Source organism: Ruminiclostridium hungatei, assembly GCF_002051585.1.
Taxonomy (GTDB): domain Bacteria; phylum Bacillota; class Clostridia; order Acetivibrionales; family DSM-1351; genus Ruminiclostridium; species Ruminiclostridium hungatei.
Genome location: NZ_MZGX01000007.1, coordinates 130404 through 150283, shown reverse-complemented (window position 1 = coordinate 150283; position 19880 = coordinate 130404). Strand labels below are relative to the sequence as shown.

20 protein-coding genes and 1 pseudogene are annotated in these 19880 nt (G+C 44.6%); 19 read left to right on the top strand and 2 right to left on the bottom strand.

What is annotated here, in order from left to right:
- The first annotated feature begins 85 nt into the window (after positions 1 to 85).
- The 9 genes and pseudogenes from prfA to wecB all read left to right on the top strand — a co-directional run bounded on the left by prfA (position 86) and on the right by wecB (position 7840).
- Positions 86 to 1165: a peptide chain release factor 1 gene (prfA, locus tag CLHUN_RS06985; RefSeq protein WP_080063862.1), complete on the top strand. Its 1080-nt coding sequence runs from the start codon at positions 86 to 88 to the stop codon at positions 1163 to 1165.
- A 120-nt stretch (positions 1166 to 1285) separates the two neighbouring features.
- On the top strand, positions 1286 to 2017 hold the full coding sequence (locus tag CLHUN_RS06980) for a ZIP family metal transporter (protein ID WP_479692026.1): 732 nt from the start codon (positions 1286 to 1288) through the stop codon (positions 2015 to 2017).
- 15 nt (positions 2018 to 2032) lie between these two features.
- Positions 2033 to 3088 carry an L-threonylcarbamoyladenylate synthase gene (locus CLHUN_RS06975; RefSeq protein ID WP_080063860.1) on the top strand — a complete coding sequence of 352 codons (1056 nt, stop codon included), beginning with the start codon at positions 2033 to 2035 and terminating at the stop codon, positions 3086 to 3088.
- A gap of 35 nt (positions 3089 to 3123) precedes the next feature.
- Positions 3124 to 3633, top strand: a complete 510-nt coding sequence (locus tag CLHUN_RS06970) for a low molecular weight protein arginine phosphatase (RefSeq protein WP_080063859.1) — start codon at positions 3124 to 3126, stop codon at positions 3631 to 3633.
- Positions 3634 to 3847: 214 nt separating this feature from the next.
- Positions 3848 to 4297 (top strand): ribose 5-phosphate isomerase B, encoded by a 450-nt coding sequence (rpiB, locus tag CLHUN_RS06965; RefSeq protein ID WP_080063905.1) that lies wholly within the window; start codon positions 3848 to 3850, stop codon positions 4295 to 4297.
- 9 nt (positions 4298 to 4306) lie between these two features.
- Positions 4307 to 4936: a uracil phosphoribosyltransferase gene (upp, locus tag CLHUN_RS06960; protein WP_080063858.1), complete on the top strand. Its 630-nt coding sequence runs from the start codon at positions 4307 to 4309 to the stop codon at positions 4934 to 4936.
- 60 nt (positions 4937 to 4996) lie between these two features.
- The gene (locus tag CLHUN_RS06955) at positions 4997 to 5434 is read left to right on the top strand and encodes a deoxycytidylate deaminase (protein WP_080063857.1); all 438 of its coding nucleotides are present in this window, start codon (positions 4997 to 4999) and stop codon (positions 5432 to 5434) included.
- A 117-nt stretch (positions 5435 to 5551) separates the two neighbouring features.
- Positions 5552 to 6280: pseudogene (locus tag CLHUN_RS22780) on the top strand (glycosyltransferase family 4 protein); the annotation flags it as partial.
- A gap of 408 nt (positions 6281 to 6688) precedes the next feature.
- Positions 6689 to 7840, top strand: a complete 1152-nt coding sequence (gene wecB / locus CLHUN_RS22490) for a non-hydrolyzing UDP-N-acetylglucosamine 2-epimerase (protein WP_278247527.1) — start codon at positions 6689 to 6691, stop codon at positions 7838 to 7840.
- 136 nt (positions 7841 to 7976) lie between these two features.
- Here the strand turns inward: wecB and CLHUN_RS06945 are convergent, their stop codons facing one another.
- Positions 7977 to 8753 (bottom strand): flagellar motor protein MotB, encoded by a 777-nt coding sequence (locus CLHUN_RS06945; protein WP_080063855.1) that lies wholly within the window; start codon positions 8751 to 8753, stop codon positions 7977 to 7979.
- Between the two features lie 2 nt (positions 8754 to 8755).
- Entirely contained in the window at positions 8756 to 9556 is an 801-nt protein-coding gene (locus CLHUN_RS06940) for a flagellar motor protein (protein WP_080063854.1), read from the bottom strand.
- Between the two features lie 239 nt (positions 9557 to 9795).
- Here CLHUN_RS06940 and CLHUN_RS06935 point away from each other — a divergent pair, with 239 nt between their 5' ends.
- From CLHUN_RS06935 to CLHUN_RS06890, 10 genes are all read left to right on the top strand, one after another.
- Positions 9796 to 10194 (top strand): hypothetical protein, encoded by a 399-nt coding sequence (locus tag CLHUN_RS06935; RefSeq protein WP_242656460.1) that lies wholly within the window; start codon positions 9796 to 9798, stop codon positions 10192 to 10194.
- A gap of 1 nt (position 10195) precedes the next feature.
- A complete protein-coding gene (locus tag CLHUN_RS06930) occupies positions 10196 to 10918 on the top strand; it encodes a F0F1 ATP synthase subunit A (RefSeq protein ID WP_242656459.1) in 723 nt (240 codons plus the stop codon).
- A gap of 13 nt (positions 10919 to 10931) precedes the next feature.
- Positions 10932 to 11159: an ATP synthase F0 subunit C gene (gene atpE, locus CLHUN_RS06925; protein WP_080063853.1), complete on the top strand. Its 228-nt coding sequence runs from the start codon at positions 10932 to 10934 to the stop codon at positions 11157 to 11159.
- Between the two features lie 241 nt (positions 11160 to 11400).
- Positions 11401 to 11886: a F0F1 ATP synthase subunit B gene (gene atpF, locus CLHUN_RS06920; protein WP_080063852.1), complete on the top strand. Its 486-nt coding sequence runs from the start codon at positions 11401 to 11403 to the stop codon at positions 11884 to 11886.
- Positions 11886 to 12413, top strand: a complete 528-nt coding sequence (gene atpH, locus CLHUN_RS06915) for an ATP synthase F1 subunit delta (RefSeq protein WP_080063851.1) — start codon at positions 11886 to 11888, stop codon at positions 12411 to 12413. Before atpF ends, atpH begins: the two co-directional genes overlap by 1 nt.
- Positions 12414 to 12451: 38 nt before the next feature.
- The gene (atpA, locus tag CLHUN_RS06910; RefSeq protein ID WP_080063850.1) at positions 12452 to 13960 is read left to right on the top strand and encodes a F0F1 ATP synthase subunit alpha; all 1509 of its coding nucleotides are present in this window, start codon (positions 12452 to 12454) and stop codon (positions 13958 to 13960) included.
- A gap of 93 nt (positions 13961 to 14053) precedes the next feature.
- Positions 14054 to 14938 (top strand): ATP synthase F1 subunit gamma, encoded by an 885-nt coding sequence (gene atpG, locus CLHUN_RS06905; RefSeq protein WP_080063849.1) that lies wholly within the window; start codon positions 14054 to 14056, stop codon positions 14936 to 14938.
- Positions 14939 to 15069: 131 nt separating this feature from the next.
- Complete coding sequence (atpD, locus tag CLHUN_RS06900; RefSeq protein ID WP_080063848.1) at positions 15070 to 16479, top strand: F0F1 ATP synthase subunit beta; 1410 nt, start codon at positions 15070 to 15072, stop codon at positions 16477 to 16479.
- Positions 16480 to 16880: 401 nt separating this feature from the next.
- Positions 16881 to 17279 carry a F0F1 ATP synthase subunit epsilon gene (locus CLHUN_RS06895; protein ID WP_080063847.1) on the top strand — a complete coding sequence of 133 codons (399 nt, stop codon included), beginning with the start codon at positions 16881 to 16883 and terminating at the stop codon, positions 17277 to 17279.
- A 252-nt stretch (positions 17280 to 17531) separates the two neighbouring features.
- Positions 17532 to 19871 (top strand): fibronectin type III domain-containing protein, encoded by a 2340-nt coding sequence (locus CLHUN_RS06890; RefSeq protein ID WP_080063846.1) that lies wholly within the window; start codon positions 17532 to 17534, stop codon positions 19869 to 19871.
- Positions 19872 to 19880 lie beyond the last annotated feature (9 nt).

Here is a 19880-nt window from a genome sequence, read left to right as displayed (position 1 = left end):
ACCGGTGGGCAATTGTTTATACGGCAAGGCTGAAAGGTCCGTACGGTGAAGCATTAAGAGTATTGATAGTCGGTGGAGGATTTTTATGTTTGATAAGCTGCAGTCAGCAGAAGACCGTTATGAGGAAATAAGTCACAAGCTGGGTGATCCTGATATAATAAACAACCAGGAAGAATATAGGAAGTTAATGAAGGAATACTCTGACCTTGAAGAAATAGTTTCCAAATTCAGAGAATACAAGAAAGTCACCTCGGAGGTGGAGGAAGCGAGAGAATTGCTTGATGACACCCTTGATAAGGACTTTCGTGAGATGGTTCAGAGCGAATTTGAAGAAGCGCAGGAAAAGCTTGAAGTTATAAAAAAGCAGCTTAAGATATTGATAGTTCCCAAAGACCCCAACGATGACAAAAATGTTATCATAGAAATCCGCGGCGGTGCAGGCGGTGAGGAAGCGGCACTTTTTGCAGGTGTGCTTTTCAGAGCCATGACCAGATATGCCGAACGGAAGCGTTGGAAGACCGAAATACTCGACTCCAATCCAACTGAGCTGGGAGGCTTCAAGGAAGTTGTGTTTTCTATCGAAGGAAAGGGAGCGTATAGCCGCCTGAAATTTGAAAGCGGAGTCCACAGAGTGCAGAGAGTGCCCTCCACAGAGTCCAGCGGACGGATTCACACCTCCACAATAACAGTGGCAGTGCTTCCTGAAGTGGAAGAGGTAGATGTGGAAATAAATCCAAATGACCTGAGAATAGATACCTACAGGGCAAGCGGAGCGGGAGGCCAGCATATTAATAAAACAGATTCGGCCATAAGAATAACACATATTCCTACCGGTCTGGTTGTTGCCTGCCAGGACGAGCGTTCACAGCACAAGAATAAGGACAGGGCCATGAAAATTCTGAGGTCAAAGCTTTATGAAATTGCCCAGGAACAGCAGAACAGTGAAGTTGCCCAGGACAGGAAAAACCAGGTGGGTACCGGAGACAGAAGTGAAAGAATCAGAACCTATAATTATCCCCAGGGAAGAGTCACAGACCATAGAATAAATCTGACACTCTACAAGCTTGACCAGGTTCTGGACGGTGACCTTGATGAAATAATCGATGCACTTATAACTACCGACCAATCCGAAAAATTGGGTGCCGGCAGTGATGATGAAGATTAAAAAGTTGGACGAATTGTTAATAATTCGCGGGGTTTGTGAATAGTATGTTTTGTAACGCAAATTAAAAAAGAATTTGTTACAAACTTACTGTCAAAGGATGGAATTGCCGTGGAGCATATATTGAAAATAGCAGTAATTGGCTTGATATCAGGAATTACCGGAACCGGTATTGGTGGATTGATAGCCTTTTTTGTGGGCAAAAATATAAGTAACAGGATTTTGAGCTCAATATTGGAGTTTTCCGCCGGGCTGATGACTTCGGTGGTATGCTTTGAACTGGTACCTGAGGCTGTTAAGATAGCGGGTCTCAACCTGACTCTGATTGGAGTGCTTTCGGGGATACTGATAATCCTTGTCATTGATGACCTGGTGAAGCAGGTTGATGTCATCAAAAACGCCAAGGGCAACTCCGGACTGCTCAAAGCGGGCATACTTGTTTCAATAGGTCTTGCCATGCACAACCTGCCGGAAGGCTTTGCAGTGGGCTCCGGCTTTGAAGCTTCATTGAGCCTTGGCGTTACACTGACTCTCATAATTGCAATACATGATATTCCGGAGGGGATTGCCATGGCTTTGCCCATGAAGCTGGGAGGTTTTTCAGCGCTTAAGTCGTTCCTGCTTACGGTATTGTCCGGGGTTCCCATGGGGATAGGAGCATTGGCGGGAGCTGCCCTGGGGCATGTATCGGAACAGTTTATCGGGCTGTGTCTGGGCTTTGCCGGAGGTGCCATGCTTTTTGTGGTATATGGCGAGCTCATTCCGGAATCAAAGAGGATTTACCTGGGGAGGATGTCTTCGGTAGGTAATATATTCGGTATATTATGTGGTATAATAGTAACAATGCTTAATTAATTCCAGAGGTCAGAAATGAAAACAAAATTGATAAAAATAGATCCAGAAAATATTGATTTGCAAAAGCTTAAGGAGGCGGCGGACATCCTGCGCGAAGGTGAAATCGTAGCGATACCCACTGAAACGGTATACGGCCTGGGTGCGGATGCGCTTAACCCTGTGGCGGTGGAGAAGATATTCAAGGCCAAGGGCAGACCTTCTGACAACCCTCTTATCGTACATATTGCAGACAGGGAGAGAGTCGGAGAACTGACCGGAAGCATACCTGAAAAGGCTGTAGTGCTTATGGACAAGCTTTGGCCAGGACCTCTTACACTTGTAATGAAGAAAAGTTCCATTATTCCGGGCGTAATTACCGCCGGTCTGGATACGGTGGCAATCCGCATGCCGGAGCACCCTGTAGCCAGGGAGCTTATACGTCTGGCAGATGTGCCTGTGGCCGCCCCCAGCGCAAATGTGTCAGGCAGGCCCAGTACCACAACGGCGCAGCACGTGCTTGACGATCTGGACGGAAAAATTCAAATGGTGGTTGATGCGGGCAGCTCACGTGTTGGCCTGGAGTCCACGGTACTTGATGTCACCGTTGAGCCTCCGGTGCTTTTAAGGCCGGGAGGAATTACTCCGGGACAGTTGGAAGCGCTTATCGGTCCCATTGAAATTGACAGGACAATTCTAGGCAAAATCAGTCCGGAAAATACGCCCAAAGCTCCGGGAATGAAATACACCCATTATTCTCCGGAAGCACAGGTGGTGATTGTAAGAAGCAAGGATATGAAAAAGCAGGTGGATAAAGTTATTGAGCTTGCCAAAGAGAACAAAAAAGCCGGACGGTCTGTAGGGATATGTTCTACAGAGCAGACAGCAAACCGCTATTCCGGGTTTCTTGCCCTGTCACTGGGGGACAGGAACAGCCCTGAGACTATTGCAGCCAGATTGTTTGCCTTGCTCCGGGAATTCGACGGCAGGGGTGTGGAGGTAATAATTGCTGAAGCCGTGGAAGAGCATGAGGTGGGCCTGGCCATAATGAACAGGCTTATCAAGGCGGCAGGTTATCACGTAATAGAGGTTTGACAGCTTATTTGACATTACCGTATAAGGAGGTTTATATGGAACCCGGATATAAAGAGCAAAAGGCTCCACATATTGTTTTTGTTTGCACAGGAAATACCTGCAGAAGCTGTATGGCCGAGGGTATTTTCAGGGCATTCTCCCAGCAGGAGAAAACCTTGCAGGAGATGGCTGTTTCCTCCAGGGGAATACAGGCTTTTGACGGGGAGCCTGCTTCGTCACACTCGGTTGCTGCCTTAAAAAAGCTATGGGACATTGACATATCCATTCACAAGGCAAAACTGCTCAGTAAGGCAGATGTTGAAAATGCCGGGCTGATACTGACAATGACAAGACAGCACAGAGATTTTTTAAGGAGTGCCTTTCCTGAAAAAAAGTCCTCTGTTTATACCTTGAAGGAATATGCATATCCCCGGCTCTCGCAGGAAGCTGTCTCTATAGACATTGCCGACCCGTACGGCATGCCCTATGAAAGCTATGAAAGCTGTGCGGAGGAAATTTTCGACAGCGTTCAAGCAGTAATAGGCAACCTGACGGCTAATAGCTAAAAAATACTGCCGGGGCGACTTTTTTTTGACATGTAATAATTTATGCTATAAAATAAAAAGGAATGCTGGAACATAAGCAATTGTCAATAATATGAACCAATTATTTTAAAAAAAGTGCGCAGGACATCTACTCGGGAGGATCTGGTAACCTATTGATATGTTTGGTTTTCTGACTGGGCAGGTTGATTATCCTGAGCCGGAAATGGAGATAAATTTGATAGCGATAGGCAGCGATCACGCAGGATATCTGCTTAAGGCAGATATAATAAAGTTCCTTGAGGGCAAGGGGCTGGAAGTTAAGGATTTTGGCACAAACTGTCCTGATTCGGTGGATTATCCTGACTATGGACAAGCTGTAGCTGAGGCGGTAAGCAAAAAAGAGTGCGAAAAAGGCATTGTTATCTGCGGCACCGGAATAGGAATTTCAATATCCTGTAACAAGGTTCCGGGGATAAGGGCGGCGCTCTGTACCGACAGTTATATGGCAAAAATGAGCAGGCAGCACAATAATGCAAATATACTTGCAATAGGTGAAAGGGTTGTAGGCCCGGGTGTTGCGTTTGATATCATCGAGACCTGGCTTGAAACCGAATTTTTAGGTGGAAGGCACGGCTGCAGGGTTGACAAAATTTCTGATATTGAAAAAAAATATTTGACAAAGTGAGGAATAAAAATGGATAGCGTATTTGTTTTTGACCACCCGTTGATACAACACAAAATATCTTTACTCAGAGATAAGAATACAAACACCAAGGAGTTCAGGGAACTGGTTTCTGAAATAGCAATGCTTATGGGCTATGAGGTTACCAGAAACATGCCGCTTAAGGAAGTGGAAATTGAAACACCTGTTGGAATTGCAAAGACAAAGGTTATCTCCGGCAAAAAACTTGGAATAGTTCCAATATTGAGAGCCGGCCTGGGAATGGTGGATGGCATGCTGAGACTGCTTCCCATGGCCAAGGTTGGACATATCGGCTTATATAGGGATCCTGAAACCCTTGAACCTGTGGAATATTACTGCAAGCTTCCCGTGGATGTGGAGGAAAGAGAGATTGTAGTACTGGACCCCATGCTTGCAACTGGCGGTTCGGCATCGGCTGCCATCCAGTTCATTAAAAACAGAGGCGTAGGAAGTATAAAGTTAATGTGCCTCATTGCAGCAAAAGCCGGAATAGAGAGAATCCGCAAGGATCATCCCGACGTGGAGATATATTGTGCGGCTGTTGACGAGGTGCTGAACGATCACGCATATATTGTTCCCGGTCTCGGTGATGCAGGTGACAGGTTATTTGGAACAAAGTAATTTTACCATAGAATATATAATGTGAATCAATTCCCGTACCGGGGTTAAAGAGGGGTATATATGAGGCCGTCTTGGGATGAATACTTTATGCAGATTGTGGATTTGATAAAAACGAGATCTACTTGCATGAGGAGACAGGTTGGAGCCATCATTGTCAAGGACAGGAGAATACTTGCAACAGGTTACAACGGAGCGCCGGTGGGCTGCAAGCATTGCTCGGAGGTGGGTTGTATAAGAGAACAACTAAATATTCCTTCCGGACAGAGGCATGAACTTTGCAGGGCTATCCATGCGGAGCAGAATGCGATTGTACAGGCTGCTTACAGCGGAACCGGCATTAATGGTGCTACCTTGTATGTTACCACCCAACCCTGTGTATTGTGTGCAAAACTGGCCATAAATGCCGGAATAACACGAATTGTGTTTAATGGAGCTTATCCGGACGAATTGTCCATGACTTTGCTTCAGGAAGCAGGAGTAGAAGTAGTTAAGGTTTGACAAACAAGAAAAATATTACCAGAGGGAGATATGTGCCTCCCTCTATTTTGATGTTTGGGAAATAATGTTTATATATTTCCTGAGCATGGGATTCCTCTAGGAACGGAAGGTGTATGAATGTCTAGTGTATATGAATATTTTATTTCCTTCACGCTTGCTTTTATAGTAGCATTTTCTGCAACTCCTGTAGTTAAAAGCCTGGCATTTAAGATAGGTGCGGTTGATATCCCGAAGGATGACAGAAGAATGCATAAACAGCCCATTGCCAGATTGGGCGGCTTTGCAATAATAGCAGGTTTTTTTGTTTCAATCCTCTTTAGTATTGTAAGCTCAAAGCTGCTGTCGGTGGGAACGGCTATTGTTTTTGACAGGCAGTTTACGGGCATGCTGATCGGCAGCTCAATTATTGCAATCCTGGGAGTAGTTGATGATATAAAAGCCCTGAGCGCAAAACTGAAATTTCCTATTCAAATAATTGCAGCACTTATTGTTGCAGTTACAGGTACGAGAATAGATTTTATAACAAATCCTTTTTCAGATATCGGTATTTCCACTTTTGGGCCCTGGCTTTCATACCCTGTCACAGTATTATGGATTGTGGGTATTACAAATGCCATCAACTTCATTGACGGTCTTGACGGTCTCGCAGCCGGAGTGTCATCCATAGGCTCCCTGTCTTTGTTCTTTGTTTCGGTTATCAGACCTGAGCCTGATATACATACGGCGGTCCTGGCGGCAATCCTGGCCGGTTCTGCTCTGGGGTTTCTGCCCTATAACTTCAACCCTGCCAAAATTTTCATGGGTGATACGGGAGCAACATTTTTGGGCTTCATGTTGGGAACAATATCAATACAGGGTACATACAAGGCCTATACAGCCATTGCCATAGCAGTCCCAATACTTGTCCTGGCGTTGCCGCTCTTTGATACTGTTTTTGCCATATTAAGAAGAGTAGCCAGCGGAAAATCACCAATGACAGCGGACAGAGGTCATCTGCACCACCGGCTGGTGGATATGGGACTTACACAAAGACAGTCTGTTTCGCTTATCTATGTGGCAAGTGCGGCGTTGGGGCTGTGTGCCGTGGTCCTTGACTACAAGGGGCCGGTAAGTGCCATTATTCTGGTAATTGCGGTTGCGGTATTTGTAATAGTGGGTTCAATGTATATGAATGAGATGAATAATGCCAGCAAGGCAAAAGAGGAACACCGGCTTGACAATTCGTCAAGGCTGGCTGCGATTGGAGGAAGGAAATTGGACAAGCTGAAAGTCATGACTATATTCGGCACGCGGCCGGATGCAGTTAAAATGGCGCCGCTGGTAAAGGAGCTTGAAAAGTGTGAGAGAATAGATTCGGTCGTATGTGTGACTGCCCAGCATAGAGAGATGCTGGATCAGGTCCTTGAAATGTTTGAAATAACTCCAAAGCATGACCTTAATATAATGCAGAGCAAACAGACGCTGACAGGCATAACCACAAGAGCTCTTGAGGGGCTGGAAAAGGTCATTGACGGGGAAAAGCCGGATATCGTCCTTGTCCACGGGGATACTACAACCTGTTTTGTAGGGAGTCTGGCTGCATTTTACAGGCAGGTTGCCGTAGGACATGTTGAGGCGGGGTTGAGAACCTTTGACAAGTACTCTCCCTACCCTGAGGAAATGAACAGAAAGCTCACGGGAGCCATGGCTGATATCCACCTTGCGCCCACCGGAACCAACAAGGCAAATCTAGTGAACGAAGGAGTAAATGCCGACACCATATATGTAACAGGCAATACCGTTAACGATGCATTGAAAACCACGGTAAAAGAGGATTACGATTTTGAGTGTGGGGCACTGAAAACCATAGACTTTAAGAGCAGGCGCGTCATAGCCGTAACAGCTCACAGAAGGGAAAATCTGGGAGAGCCCTTGAGAAATATTTGCCGTGCATTGGCAACTATCGTAAACAATTATAAGGATGTGGAGATTGTTTACTCGGTACACCTGAATCCGGCAGTTCAGGAAACAGCCAGGGAGATACTGGGAGACAAGGAACGAGTTCACCTGATACCTCCGTTGGATGTGCAGGATATGCACAATTTGATGGCGCGGTCCTATATGATAATGACGGACTCCGGGGGAATACAGGAGGAAGCGCCTACTCTTGGCAAACCTGTTCTGGTTCTGAGAAAGGAAACAGAGCGGCCTGAGGCTGTAAAAGCCGGGACGGTAAGGCTTGCAGGAACTGTTCAGGAGGAAATCGTGGAGCATGCATCAAAACTTCTGGAGGATAAGTCAGAGTATGAGAAAATGGCCAGAGCTGTTAACCCATACGGTGACGGACATGCATCAGAAAGAATAGTACAGGTGCTGCTTTTCCACTTCGGTCTGACAGACCAGAAGCCTGAAGAGTTTACCGTATAGGTTTTTGAGAGTGAGGCTTAATGCAAGCTTGCTTTATACTAAAAAAAGACCGGCATTTTATTGCCGGTCTTTTATGCGCTTATTTCTGGTTGTGATTTCTCTCGGTTATAACACTAACCTGACTGGAATTCCTTATCTATTTATTGCCCTGTATATTATTGTTGTCAGTACTTGCCTCACCCTGACTTGAATCCTGGGTGAGTATTACAATATCCACTCTTCTGTTCTTTTCACGGTTGGCATCGGAGTCGTTGGGCACCAATGGAGTGAATTCGCCGTAGCCCACTGCGGATATCAGCCTGGGATCAATTTTGGATTTATCAACAAGTATCCTGAGTACACTGGTTGCCCTTGCACTTGATAATTCCCAGTTGGAGGGGAAGATGGCGCTTTTTATGGGCACATTGTCCGTGTGTCCCTCAATACGGATATGCTTGTTTGGAATTTTGGCCAATATGTCATTACCTATTTTAAGGACTTTTTCCTCCGACTCTTTTTCAATCACCGCACTTCCGGATTTAAAAAACAATCTCTCGTTAATTGATATTACGACTCCTCGCTCCTGCCTTTTTACATCGATACTTCCCTCAAGGCCCTGACCCTTTATGATTTCCCTGACTTCCTGGGCTATGCCGTCGATCTGCTTGTCTTCCATTTCGGCAGGAATGACGGGCGAGGGCATTGTGGCCGGAAAATCAATCAAAGAATTCCCCTGCCCGCTGCCCTGGAGAACCGAATTTGAGCCTGAGCCGAAGGCGGCGCTCAAGGATTGGGAGAGCTGCTGGAATTTTTGTGTATCAACCTGGCTCATAGCAAACAATATAATAAAAAGTATAAGCAGAAGGTTCATCAAGTCTGCATATGTCAAAAGCCAGCGTTCGGCATTGTCCTTTACTATCTTTTCCTTTGCCATTTCTATGCTTCAGCTCCTTCTTCAGCACCAGCGGTAACATTTTTCTTGCCGTTAAGTTTTTCCATAAGATTAAGGTTGAGTTTTTCCTTTATAATACGTGGATTTTCTCCAGCCTGTATTGAAAGCAAACCTTCAATAATAAGCTCATTAATCATTGTCTCACGGGAAGTCTTTGCTTTGATTTTACCTGCGAAAGGGATGAAAACCAGGTTTGCAAACCCAACACCCAGCATGGTGGCAATAAAAGCGCTGGATATCTTAGGCCCAAGCGCCAAAGGATCGCTCAGATCCCGGAGGATACTTATCATACCCATAACCGTACCGCAAACACCCATGGCAGGCCAGGTACCGCCCATTGCCTCAAACAGCTTGACACCTGCCTCATGGATCTCTTCATGAAGCTCGGTCTCTCTTGCAAGAATATCCTTTATGACCTCTGTTTCAATACCATCTACCACAAGAGCCAGCCCTTTCCGTATCAAATCATTCTTGTTGGATTGAGCATCCTGTTCCAGACTGAGCAAACCATCTTTTCTTGCTTTCTCCGAAAGGTCTGCAAGTTCGTTGATTATATCTATTTCATTATATTTTTTTTGGGTAAAAACCAGTTGGACTGAAGAAAATGCCTTTTTCAATTCGGATAGGGGAAAGGTTACAAGCATAGCACCAAAGCCGCCTCCAAAGACTATCAAATACGGAGATGCCTGATGAACCAGAGCGGAGAATTCGCCGCCTTCTTCATGATAACCCAGCAGAACGCCTCCAAACCCCAAAATTAAGCCGATAATGGTTGTAATATCCATATTTTAACCACTCCTGAATGTTAAATTCTTTTGTGCAAGAATACTAAAATTTTAATTTCACCTTGAGCACTTTTCGTCAAAGGGCCATTGATTTACACTTTTCACTGTGCTATTATTTAACTAATTTCCTGCTGTGCACTTTTTACCAGCATAGCAGGAGTAAAATAAACCTACATAAGTATCGTATAGTTTAGACAGAAACTTAACAACTATTTGCGGAGATTGTTTAAAAAAGTATAATGAGTAATATTTTAAAATTTTTTGTAAAAAGAGTGTGCATTTTTTATGGGACAGCTCTTATAGTATGCCTGGCAATAGGGGACCAGCAACTGGTTATGGTCACGGCCCTCACAGCCGGCGTACTTTTGTCGTTGTTGAAGTTTGCGGTACTGGAATCTGTATTCGGGCATTTAATAGGAACGGCAAGTAAAAAGCAGGCTGTCACTGTTAGCCTTGTAATATATTTGCTAAACTTAGTTATAATAGGAATAACGGCTGTATTTGCCATGCAGTTCGGAGTATATGCCCTGGGGGCTGCGCTGGCCGGAATACTCTCAGTCCTAATCATTGTTATGATAAATGCTGTAACAGAGGCTTTTGGAATTACAAAAAATCATTATGGACAGAAGGTGAAATAGCATGCATGAAGAAATGAGTATGAGTGAAAGGCTGATTGAGGCATTGAATCCTCATACTGTATTTACAATAAAGCTGCCCGGGATAAAAATACCAGTAGCAGATGTTATTGTTGTAATGTGGGTCATAATGGCGATGCTTATATTTTTCAGCATATTTCTGACCCGCAAGCTTGCAGCGGTGCCGGGCAAAAAGCAAAATATAGCTGAAATAATAGTTGAGATGATTAACAATATAGCCAAGGATGCCATAGGAGAACATCATTGGAAGGCATTCGCACCTTATCTCGGAACCATATTCCTCTTCCTTATTTTTGCAAATACAGTGTCAATATTCAATGTTATTCCCGGAGAAGGTTTTAAATTCAGGCCTCCTACAAGAAATATAAATGTAACTGCCTGTATGGCAATCATGTCAATTTGTGTAGTAATTTATGCGGGCATCAGATATAAGAAGATGAGCGGGTGGCTGAAAAGTTTTGTGGAGCCTATTCCGATGATGCTTCCATTCAAGGTGCTGGACTACGGCATAAAGCCGTTATCCCTTGCATTGCGTCTGTTTGGCAATATTCTGGGTGCTTTCATAGTAATGGAGCTTATCTATATGGCAATGCCTCCGGTGATACCGGCTGCATTAAGTATTTATTTTGATTTGTTTGATGGAATACTTCAAGCATACGTGTTTATGTTTTTGACTTCTCTATACATTGCAGAAGTAATTGAATAAGGGGGTGAAATGAATGAGTGGATTAATAGCTATAGCAGCAGCGATAGCAGTTTTTACAGGTATTGGCGCCGGAGTAGGTATCGGGTTGGCAACAGGTAAGGCTGTTGAAGGTGTTGCAAGACAACCGGAAGCTGCAGGCCAGATAAGAAATGTCATGCTGCTTGGTGCTGTTCTTGCAGAAGCAACGGCGATTTATGGTCTTGTTGTTGCACTGGTACTGGTTTTCTTGAAAATGGGCTAAGACAGTTAAAAATTGTAGTGAATATCTGTGAAAGGTGCTTTAACGCCTTTCACAGATATAGTAGTAAAGGCAACCGAGCAGGAAAAAATCTCCTGCTATAACATATAACGAGGCGTACAGATAGCCGCCGCCTTTACAGGCGGAGGGCACCACTTCTGTTTTCAGGAGGTAAGAATTAATTCCGCCTTGTTGAAACAGAGGTGCGTTATAAAGAATACAGGTATAAGGAGAGGCGATTATTATGTTAATGCCTGAAAAATATACGTTTATTTTTGTCGCATTAAACCTGTTCATTTTATACTTTTTCATGAGAAAGTTCTTATTCAAGCCTGTTACGGAGTTTATGGAAAAACGCAGAAACTCCATAGATCAGGCCTTGAAGGATGCCGATCAAGCAAAGCTTGAAGTAGCGGAATCAAGAAAAAACTATGAAGAGCAAATAAAAAAAATCAGGGAAGAAAGCGACAGGCTCATGAATGAAGCCAGAGCCAAAGCATCACGCGAATATGACGAGATTATTGCCAATGCCAAGAAGGATGCCCTGGCAATTGTTGAAAAGGGCCGTCAGGATGTAGAGCGTGAAAGGACTGAAATGCTGCGTCAGGTCAGACAGCAGATAGCTGCGCTGGCTCTTACTGCTGCAACAAAGGTTGTTCAGGCCAATATGGATACTGAATCCAACAAAAGTATCGTTGACAAATTTATAGATGAGGCAGGTGCTGCCTGATGCCGCTTGTAGAAAAAAGATACGCACAGGCGCTGCTGGAGTTGTCATTTGCGGATATCACAAATGTCAGGCAGGAGTTCCTGCAGTTTGTAGAGATATTCAATTCAGATAAAGACTTCAGGGATTTTCTGCTTGATCCTACAGTGAAGCTTGATAAAAAACAAGGTCTGATTAGAGAAGTATTTACCGGCAGATTAAGTAAGAATATGCTGAATTTTATTCTGGTGCTCATTGCCAAGCAGCGTATAAACGAACTCCCCGGTATATTCAGGCAGTTTGTTTACCTGGCTGATTCAAAGGCAAATGTGCTGGATATGAAGGTTATTACATTTGCCGCTTTGGAGGAAGGCCAGCTTAACAGCTTGAAAGAAAAGTTCGGCAAAATTTACAAGGCAAGTGCCGTTAAAATTACTGAAATTGTAGATCCTTCAATAATCGGAGGTATAAAGGTGGTTATTGGAGACAAGGTTTACGACGGAAGTATCAAAGGCAGGATTGAATCATTAACTGAACTGGTTAACATTTAAATTGAGGCCGGTATCGGAGTATATGGGGTGAAAAAAGGATGAGTCTGAAACCAGAAGAAATTAGCTCAATTATAAAGCAGCAGATTGAAAATTACGGTGCTGCGGTCAAAACTGATGATGTAGGCTATGTACTTCAGTCAGGAGACGGTATAGCAAGAATACACGGCTTGCAGTCCTGCATGTCCGGAGAGCTTCTGCAATTCTACAATGGCGTTTTTGGTATGGTATTGAATCTTGAAGAAGACAATGTGGGCTGTGTTGTATTGGGAGATGACAGGGAAATTAAAGAAGGGTCGGCTGTAAAAAGGACGGGAAAAACCGTGCAGGTGCCTGTTGGACAAGCCTTGATCGGAAGGGTAGTGGATCCTTTGGGGAAGCCCTTGGACGGTAAGGGGGACATTGCTACCGACAATTATAGGCCGGTTGATTTTACCGCTCCCGGTGTTATTGACAGAAAAGGTGTAAACAAGCCGCTTCAAACAGGTATTATGGCGCTTGATGCACTTATTCCCATAGGAAGAGGGCAGAGAGAGTTGATAATCGGGGACAGGCAAACCGGTAAAACGGCAATAGCCATTGATACGATTATAAATCAAAACGGCAAGGACGTTATTTGCGTGTATGTGGCAATAGGCCAGAAGGCTTCTACTGTTTCGGGCATTGTTAATACGCTTGAAAAATTCGGAGCCATGGAATATACAATTGTCGTTTCTTCAACAGCAAGTGACACCGCTTCTGTTCAGTACCTTGCTCCCTACTCAGGCTGTGCCATGGCTGAGGACTTTATGTACAGGTATCACAAGGATGTACTCATAATTTATGATGACCTGTCCAAGCATGCGGTTGCCTACAGGGCAATGTCACTGCTGCTCAAAAGACCGCCGGGAAGAGAAGCCTATCCCGGTGATGTTTTCTATTTACATTCAAGATTGCTGGAAAGAGCTGCAAAGCTCAGTGACGAGCTGGGCGGCGGTTCCATAACCGCATTGCCTATCATAGAAACACTTGCCGGAGACGTTTCCGCATATATTCCAACCAATGTTATTTCAATTACAGACGGGCAGATATATCTTGAGTCGGAACTGTTCTTCTCAGGTCAGAGACCTGCGGTTAATGTGGGTTTGTCCGTGTCCAGGGTCGGAGGCTCAGCCCAGATAAAGGCCATGAGAAAAATTGCAGGGCCTTTGAGGATAAATCTGGCCCAGTTCAGAGAGCTGGAAGCGTTTGCCCAGTTTGGTTCCGATCTTGACAAGGTGACCAGGGATAAGCTTCTTCAGGGAGAAAGACTGGTTGAGACTTTGAAACAGCCTTTATATTCGACTCTACCGGTTGAGGAACAGGTTGTAATACTATATGCTGCGACAAACAAATACCTTATGGATATCCCTGTAAGCAAGGTCCGCAAATTTAACAGCGAGTATGTTCAATTTGTTAAGGAAAAGTATCCTAAGATTTTAGCAGGTATTTCTGAAACAGGAGATATAAGTGATGAAATCATGCAGTCACTGAAATCTTCCGCAGATGAATTCAAGGCCCAGTTTGTATAATAATTGCAGGTGCCTATCATTATACCAGCACAGCAGGTAGGCACCGTTTATAAATAAAAGTCAGGCTGTGTGACAGAAACGGCGGGTTATCATATGGCAAATAACATGCGCGAAATAAAATTGCGTATCAAAAGTATAAACCAGATGCGGCAAATTACCAAGGCCATGAAGTTGATATCAGCGTCAAAACTAAAAAAGGCAAGAGCGCAACTAGAAGAAACCCTTCCGTATTTTAGCAAGGTAAGAGAAACTATTGCAGAAATTCTTGCACATAGCGGGGATGTTGAAAGTAAATATTTTGTTTCCGGGGATAAGAAGACAGGCCTTAAAAGGGCATATATTATCATAACCGGAGACAAGGGGCTGGCAGGAGGCTATAACAGCAACATCAAGAAGCTTGCCGAAAAGGCCATCGGACAGGACAAGGAAAATGCATTGCTTCTGGTAGCAGGAAATTCAGGCAGGTCTTATTTTGTGAAAAAGGAATACAATGTCCACACAGAATTTGATTATGCCGTTCAAAATCCAACAGTTTTCAGGGCCAGGGAAATAGCAGACATTATTTTGGAGCTGTATGAAAAGAACCAGGCTCAAGAGGTGTATATCATTTTTACTCAGATGATGTCGGCCATAACACTTGAGCCCAAAATGCTGAAGCTTCTGCCCCTTGAGATAGGGGCACTGCGGGATGATGTCGAGGCTGAGGACATAAAAATTGATGAGCAGATAAAGTACGAGCCGTCTCCTTCGGTAGTTCTGGATGTTCTGATATCCAAGTATATCAAGGGCATTATGTACGGCGCTTTTGTAGAAGCCTTTACCAGTGAACAGAATGCCCGTATGACTGCAATGGACAGTGCGACAAAAAATGCGGATGAAATGCTTGAGAAGCTGAATCTGTATAAAAACAGGGCAAGGCAGGCTGCCATTACTCAGGAAATATCTGAAATCGTGGGCGGGGCAGCAGCCTTGAAATAAAGCAATACCCGTATTTACATTGAGACTTGACGTTTTAGGTATAAAAGCCAAAATCATTAATGGATTCTTTCTTTTTAACATTGACTGGGAAATAGTAAATGGCGTGTATCCGCGCAGATGGGAGTGATAGTATGGCTGGAAGCACAGGAGTCATAGTACAGGTAATCGGACCGGTACTTGATGTCAGATTTGAAAATAGCATATTGCCAAACATATATAATGCAATCAGAATACCTACCAGGACAGACTCGGGTGAAAGTGTTATAACTGCTGAGGTAATGCAGCATCTCGGAAACGATACCGTAAGATGTGTTGCAATGTCTTCAACCGACGGACTTGTAAGAGGCATGGAAGCAATAGATACCGGCGATGCAATAAAGGTACCTGTTGGAAAAGAGGTTCTGGGCAGAATATTCAATGTATTGGGCGAACCTGTAGATAGAAAAGGCGAAGTGACGCCTTCTGATACTTATCCGATACATAGGCCTGCGCCATCCTTTGAGGAGCAGAGGCCTTCAACGGAGATATTGGAAACGGGTATAAAGGTTGTAGACTTGCTGGCACCCTATGCAAAGGGCGGTAAAATAGGATTGTTCGGAGGAGCCGGAGTAGGTAAGACGGTTCTTATAATGGAACTCATAAGAAATATAGCTACCGAGCATGGAGGCTATTCTGTTTTCACAGGTGTTGGAGAAAGAACCAGAGAAGGAAATGACCTGTGGCATGATATGAATGATTCCGGAGTTATTGAGAAGACAGCCATGGTTTTCGGACAGATGAATGAACCCCCGGGAGCAAGAATGAGAGTTGGACTCACAGGACTTACAATGGCTGAGTATTTCAGAGATGAGATGGGACAGGACGTGCTTCTGTTTATTGACAATATATTCAGATTTGTTCAAGCGGGCTCGGAGGTTTCCGCGCTTTTGGGAAGAATCCCGTCAGCCGTTGGTTACCAGCCCACACTTGCCACTGACGTAGGTGCGCTGCAGGAGAGGATCGCTTCAACCACAAAGGGTTCAATAACATCTGTCCAGGCAGTTTACGTGCCGGCGGATGACCTGACTGACCCTGCACCTGCCACTACCTTTGCCCACCTGGATGCCACCACGGTTTTAAGCAGAGATATAGTTGCCATGGGTATTTACCCTGCAGTTGACCCCTTGGATTCCACCTCAAGGATTCTTGATCCCAAAATAGTTGGAGAAGAACATTATTCTGTTGCCAGAAGAGTTCAGGAAATACTTCAGAGAAATAAGGAGCTTCAGGATATAATTGCCATACTGGGTATGGATGAGCTTCCTGAGGAGGATAAGCTTATTGTTTTCAGAGCAAGAAAGATACAGAGGTATTTATCACAGCCCTTCTTCATTGGAGAACAGTTTACCGGATATAAGGGAAAATATGTGCCTTTAAAGGAAACAATAAGAGGCTTCAAGGAAATTATTGACGGAAAGATGGATAATATACCTGAGTCGGCTTTCTACATGAAGGGCAACATTGATGAGGTATATGAAGCCGCTAAAGAGATGGAAGAATAGAGCCGCGCGAAATATTTAAAGCATGAATAGAGAATGCAACTGGAAATCAGCCGGAGCGAAATGCTTTAAAAGCGCGCATGGCTGGTTTGCCTCCTTATTCGCCTTGATGCGGGGACAGGAGGATATTGGTTGATATATTGTTTGTAGCCGCATCTGGCGGCTCATGGAGGTTTGCTTAAAAGCCCAGCGCTGCCGGACTTCCAAGCAAACCTGGTGAATGTAAGCCGCGCGAAATATTTAAAGCATGAATAGAGAATGCAACTGGAAATCAGCCGGAGCGAAATGCTTTAAAAGCGCGCATGGCTGGTTTGCCTCCTTATTCGCCTTGATGCGGGGACAGGAGGATATTGGTTGATATATTGTTTGTAGCCGCATCTGGCGGCTCATGGAGGCAAATGAGTATGTCCACATTTATGTTAGAAATTGTTACTCCCGAAAGAAATTTCTTTTCAGGAGAAGCGGAATGCGTTATCTTCAAGTCGGTTGACGGTGAAATGGGAGTACTCCCAATGCATGCTCCAACTGTTACCGCGGTTAATGTCGGACCATTGAAGATAAAGGCGGAGGGCAAATGGATAGAAGCGGTTGTGACAGATGGCTTTGCAAAAATCATGCCCGACAAGGTGGTTATAATGACTGATACCGCAGAATATCCCGAAGAAATTGATGTGAACCGGGCAAAGGCGGCAAAGCAGCGAGCTGAAGAAAGGTTGCAGAAGCAACTGAGCCAGTTGGAGTATATGCGTTCTAAAACTGCTTTGGCACGGGCAATGGCAAGACTTAAAGCAACGAGCAAGTAAATATTGAATACAGGTTTGCAGACCCCAAAACACCCCGCCGGCGAAAGGCGGGGTGTTTTGGGGTCTTGCCGTCTCCGTAATATATTTCCATTAAAATTATGCCACAATTTGCCGATATAAGTTAATAAAAGCGTTTTGGTAAAAGTATGTAAAAAACTGGGCACAAATGGGCAAATAGTCAAGTTTTGTTGTTTAAATGGAATATGTGGTTTATTATTAATTCATGGATGCATTGTGGCGGGGGTATGAAAATTGAGGTCATTACATAGTGGGAATAAAAACATTTTAAGATATATTAAAAAGGCGTCACTGGTTCTGGTGCTGGCCATACTGATACAGAGCATATATATTGCCGGCACAGCCCATGCCCTGGTAACGTCCAAGCTTACAGGAGTGATAATCAGCGATCTGCAGATTTCCTTCAAATGGGGCGATTATCTCACAAATGAAAAACAATATTACCTTGAAAGAAAAACCGATGCCGGAAGCTATGAGGTCCGTCCCATAACGATATATACAAATGCCACTTCCTGCACCGACTATTATGAAACCGGACATACGTATACCTACAGGGTAAAAGTACTGGATGCGGATAACAACCTTTATATATATACGGATGAAATAATATTCCGTCCGGGGGATGTGCAAAAACCGGATTCGCTCACGGTCACACCCATTTCATCCAATCAGATTGATCTGAAATGGGGATATCCCGGCAATAAGGCATATAACACAATCATAGAGAGAAGAGCCGAAGGAGAAACCTCCTGGGGTGAAATAGCGAGAGTGGGAATTGGTGAAAACACTTATAGCGACAAGAGTATCTGGTCCGGCGAAAGATACTACTACCGGGTCAGAGCCGCCGCCAATGACAGTGTTGTAACACCGGCCTATCCTGATGAGGGCAAATCGGCCTATTCATTTTTATACAAGCCCACAGAGCTGTACGGCTTTGCACTTTCATCCTATCAGATTCAGCTCACCTGGAAGGACAATTCCATAGAGACAGCCTTTATTATAGAGAGGAAGTCTCCTGACGAGGGAGTGTTCAAGGAAGCCGCGGTTGTCCCCCAAAATGTGACCGCATTTATTGACAGTGATACAAAGCTTAAGCCAAATACTACCTATTCCTATAGAATCAAGGCAGTTACCGGAGCCACAGCCTCCGAGTATTCGGAGGTCATTAATATAACAACAACATATCTTAAGCCGCCGGGGAGCTTGACCTCTTCCTGTACAGACGGGAAGTCCGTCCAACTGCAATGGCAGGATTTCACCGACAATGAAACGGGGTTTGAAATATGGAGGAAGACGGGAACCGATTCTGTGTGGGAATTGTACGAGTCAATGGGAAGGAATGCCACGACCTTTACCGATTTGACGGTTTCACTGGAGGGCAGCTACTCGTACAAGGTCAGGGCCAAGATTAATACTAACAGCGTATACTCGGATTTTTCCAATGAAACCACAGTCTGGTCCTCTACAATAACTGCACCTGCGAACCTGACTTATGAGACTGTGAGCCAAAATGAGATAAAGCTTACCTGGCAGGACACCAGCAATATCGAAACCGGCTTCAGAGTTGAAAGAAAGCTTGGATTGGGAGGCGAGTGGTTCACCATCTCATACCTTGAGCCAAATGCAGTAACCTATAACGACAAATGGATTAATGATACGGATACCTTTTTCTATAGAATAAAGGTCTTTGACAGGGCAAACTCGGTAAACTACAGCAATGAGCTGATGGTATCCCTGAAAAAGCCGGAGGCTCCTTCACAGCTTGCTGCCAATGCCTTGTCTTCAAATGAAGTCTTCTTGACCTGGAAGGATAACTCCAGTAATGAAAGCCAGTTTGTCATAGAGGTCATGCAGTACTATTACTTCAGAGAAGTTGGAAGAGCAGCTTCAAATACTGCATACTTTATCTGTAAGGATTTAAATCCTGAAAAAACCCTGACCTTCAGAGTCAGGGCTGTAAACGGCAACAGTCTGAGCGACCCGTCAAATGAAGTGGTTGCTACAACAAAAAAGAAGGTCGCATATTCTGATTTAAGCGGTGTCAGTTGGGCGGCGGAAGCCATAAGCAGCCTGGGAAGCAGGAATGTATTTGACATTCCGCCTGATACCAGGTTCTATCCTTCTCAAAAAATTACAAAAGGCGAGTACTGCGCAATAGTAATCAGGACACTGGACCTGGTGAAGTCCTCGGCGGGCAGCTATTCTGATGTAACTTCAAGGCACAGGTATTACAAGGAGCTTATGTCGGCAGCCAAGCTGGGGATAATAGCTCCCGATAAAAATAACAGATTGTACCCGGATAGTACCATCACCAGGGAACAAGCCGGAATTATTCTGGCTCAGGCATTAAAGGCCAAGGGCACACCGCTGCCGTACAAGGACAGCAGTGTGCTGAGGCAATTTGCCGACTACAAGTCAATGACTCCCGCTTCCACAGACAAAATAGCAGCAGTTTACGGAGCAGGCCTGATGACGGGCAAAATCAAAGCAGGACGGCCGTATCTGGATTTGTCAAGCAGTGTGACACGGGCAGAAGCGGCGGTAATGGCATATAAGGCCATTAACTTGAAATAGCATGCCGGA

Excerpts from the sequence above, each read along its gene's own strand:
- prfA (WP_080063862.1), top strand. The coding sequence starts at position 86 with ATGTTTGATAAGCTGCAGTCAGCAGAAGACCGTTATGAGGAAATAAGT.
- CLHUN_RS06975 (WP_080063860.1), top strand. The coding sequence starts at position 2,033 with ATGAAAACAAAATTGATAAAAATAGATCCAGAAAATATTGATTTGCAA.
- CLHUN_RS06970 (WP_080063859.1), top strand. The coding sequence starts at position 3,124 with ATGGAACCCGGATATAAAGAGCAAAAGGCTCCACATATTGTTTTTGTT.
- upp (WP_080063858.1), top strand. The coding sequence starts at position 4,307 with ATGGATAGCGTATTTGTTTTTGACCACCCGTTGATACAACACAAAATA.
- CLHUN_RS06955 (WP_080063857.1), top strand. The coding sequence starts at position 4,997 with ATGAGGCCGTCTTGGGATGAATACTTTATGCAGATTGTGGATTTGATA.
- CLHUN_RS06945 (WP_080063855.1), bottom strand. The coding sequence starts at position 8,753 with ATGGCAAAGGAAAAGATAGTAAAGGACAATGCCGAACGCTGGCTTTTG.
- CLHUN_RS06940 (WP_080063854.1), bottom strand. The coding sequence starts at position 9,556 with ATGGATATTACAACCATTATCGGCTTAATTTTGGGGTTTGGAGGCGTT.
- CLHUN_RS06935 (WP_242656460.1), top strand. The coding sequence starts at position 9,796 with ATGAGTAATATTTTAAAATTTTTTGTAAAAAGAGTGTGCATTTTTTAT.
- CLHUN_RS06930 (WP_242656459.1), top strand. The coding sequence starts at position 10,196 with ATGCATGAAGAAATGAGTATGAGTGAAAGGCTGATTGAGGCATTGAAT.
- atpE (WP_080063853.1), top strand. The coding sequence starts at position 10,932 with ATGAGTGGATTAATAGCTATAGCAGCAGCGATAGCAGTTTTTACAGGT.
- atpF (WP_080063852.1), top strand. The coding sequence starts at position 11,401 with ATGTTAATGCCTGAAAAATATACGTTTATTTTTGTCGCATTAAACCTG.
- atpH (WP_080063851.1), top strand. The coding sequence starts at position 11,886 with ATGCCGCTTGTAGAAAAAAGATACGCACAGGCGCTGCTGGAGTTGTCA.
- atpA (WP_080063850.1), top strand. The coding sequence starts at position 12,452 with ATGAGTCTGAAACCAGAAGAAATTAGCTCAATTATAAAGCAGCAGATT.
- atpG (WP_080063849.1), top strand. The coding sequence starts at position 14,054 with ATGGCAAATAACATGCGCGAAATAAAATTGCGTATCAAAAGTATAAAC.
- atpD (WP_080063848.1), top strand. The coding sequence starts at position 15,070 with ATGGCTGGAAGCACAGGAGTCATAGTACAGGTAATCGGACCGGTACTT.
- CLHUN_RS06895 (WP_080063847.1), top strand. The coding sequence starts at position 16,881 with ATGTCCACATTTATGTTAGAAATTGTTACTCCCGAAAGAAATTTCTTT.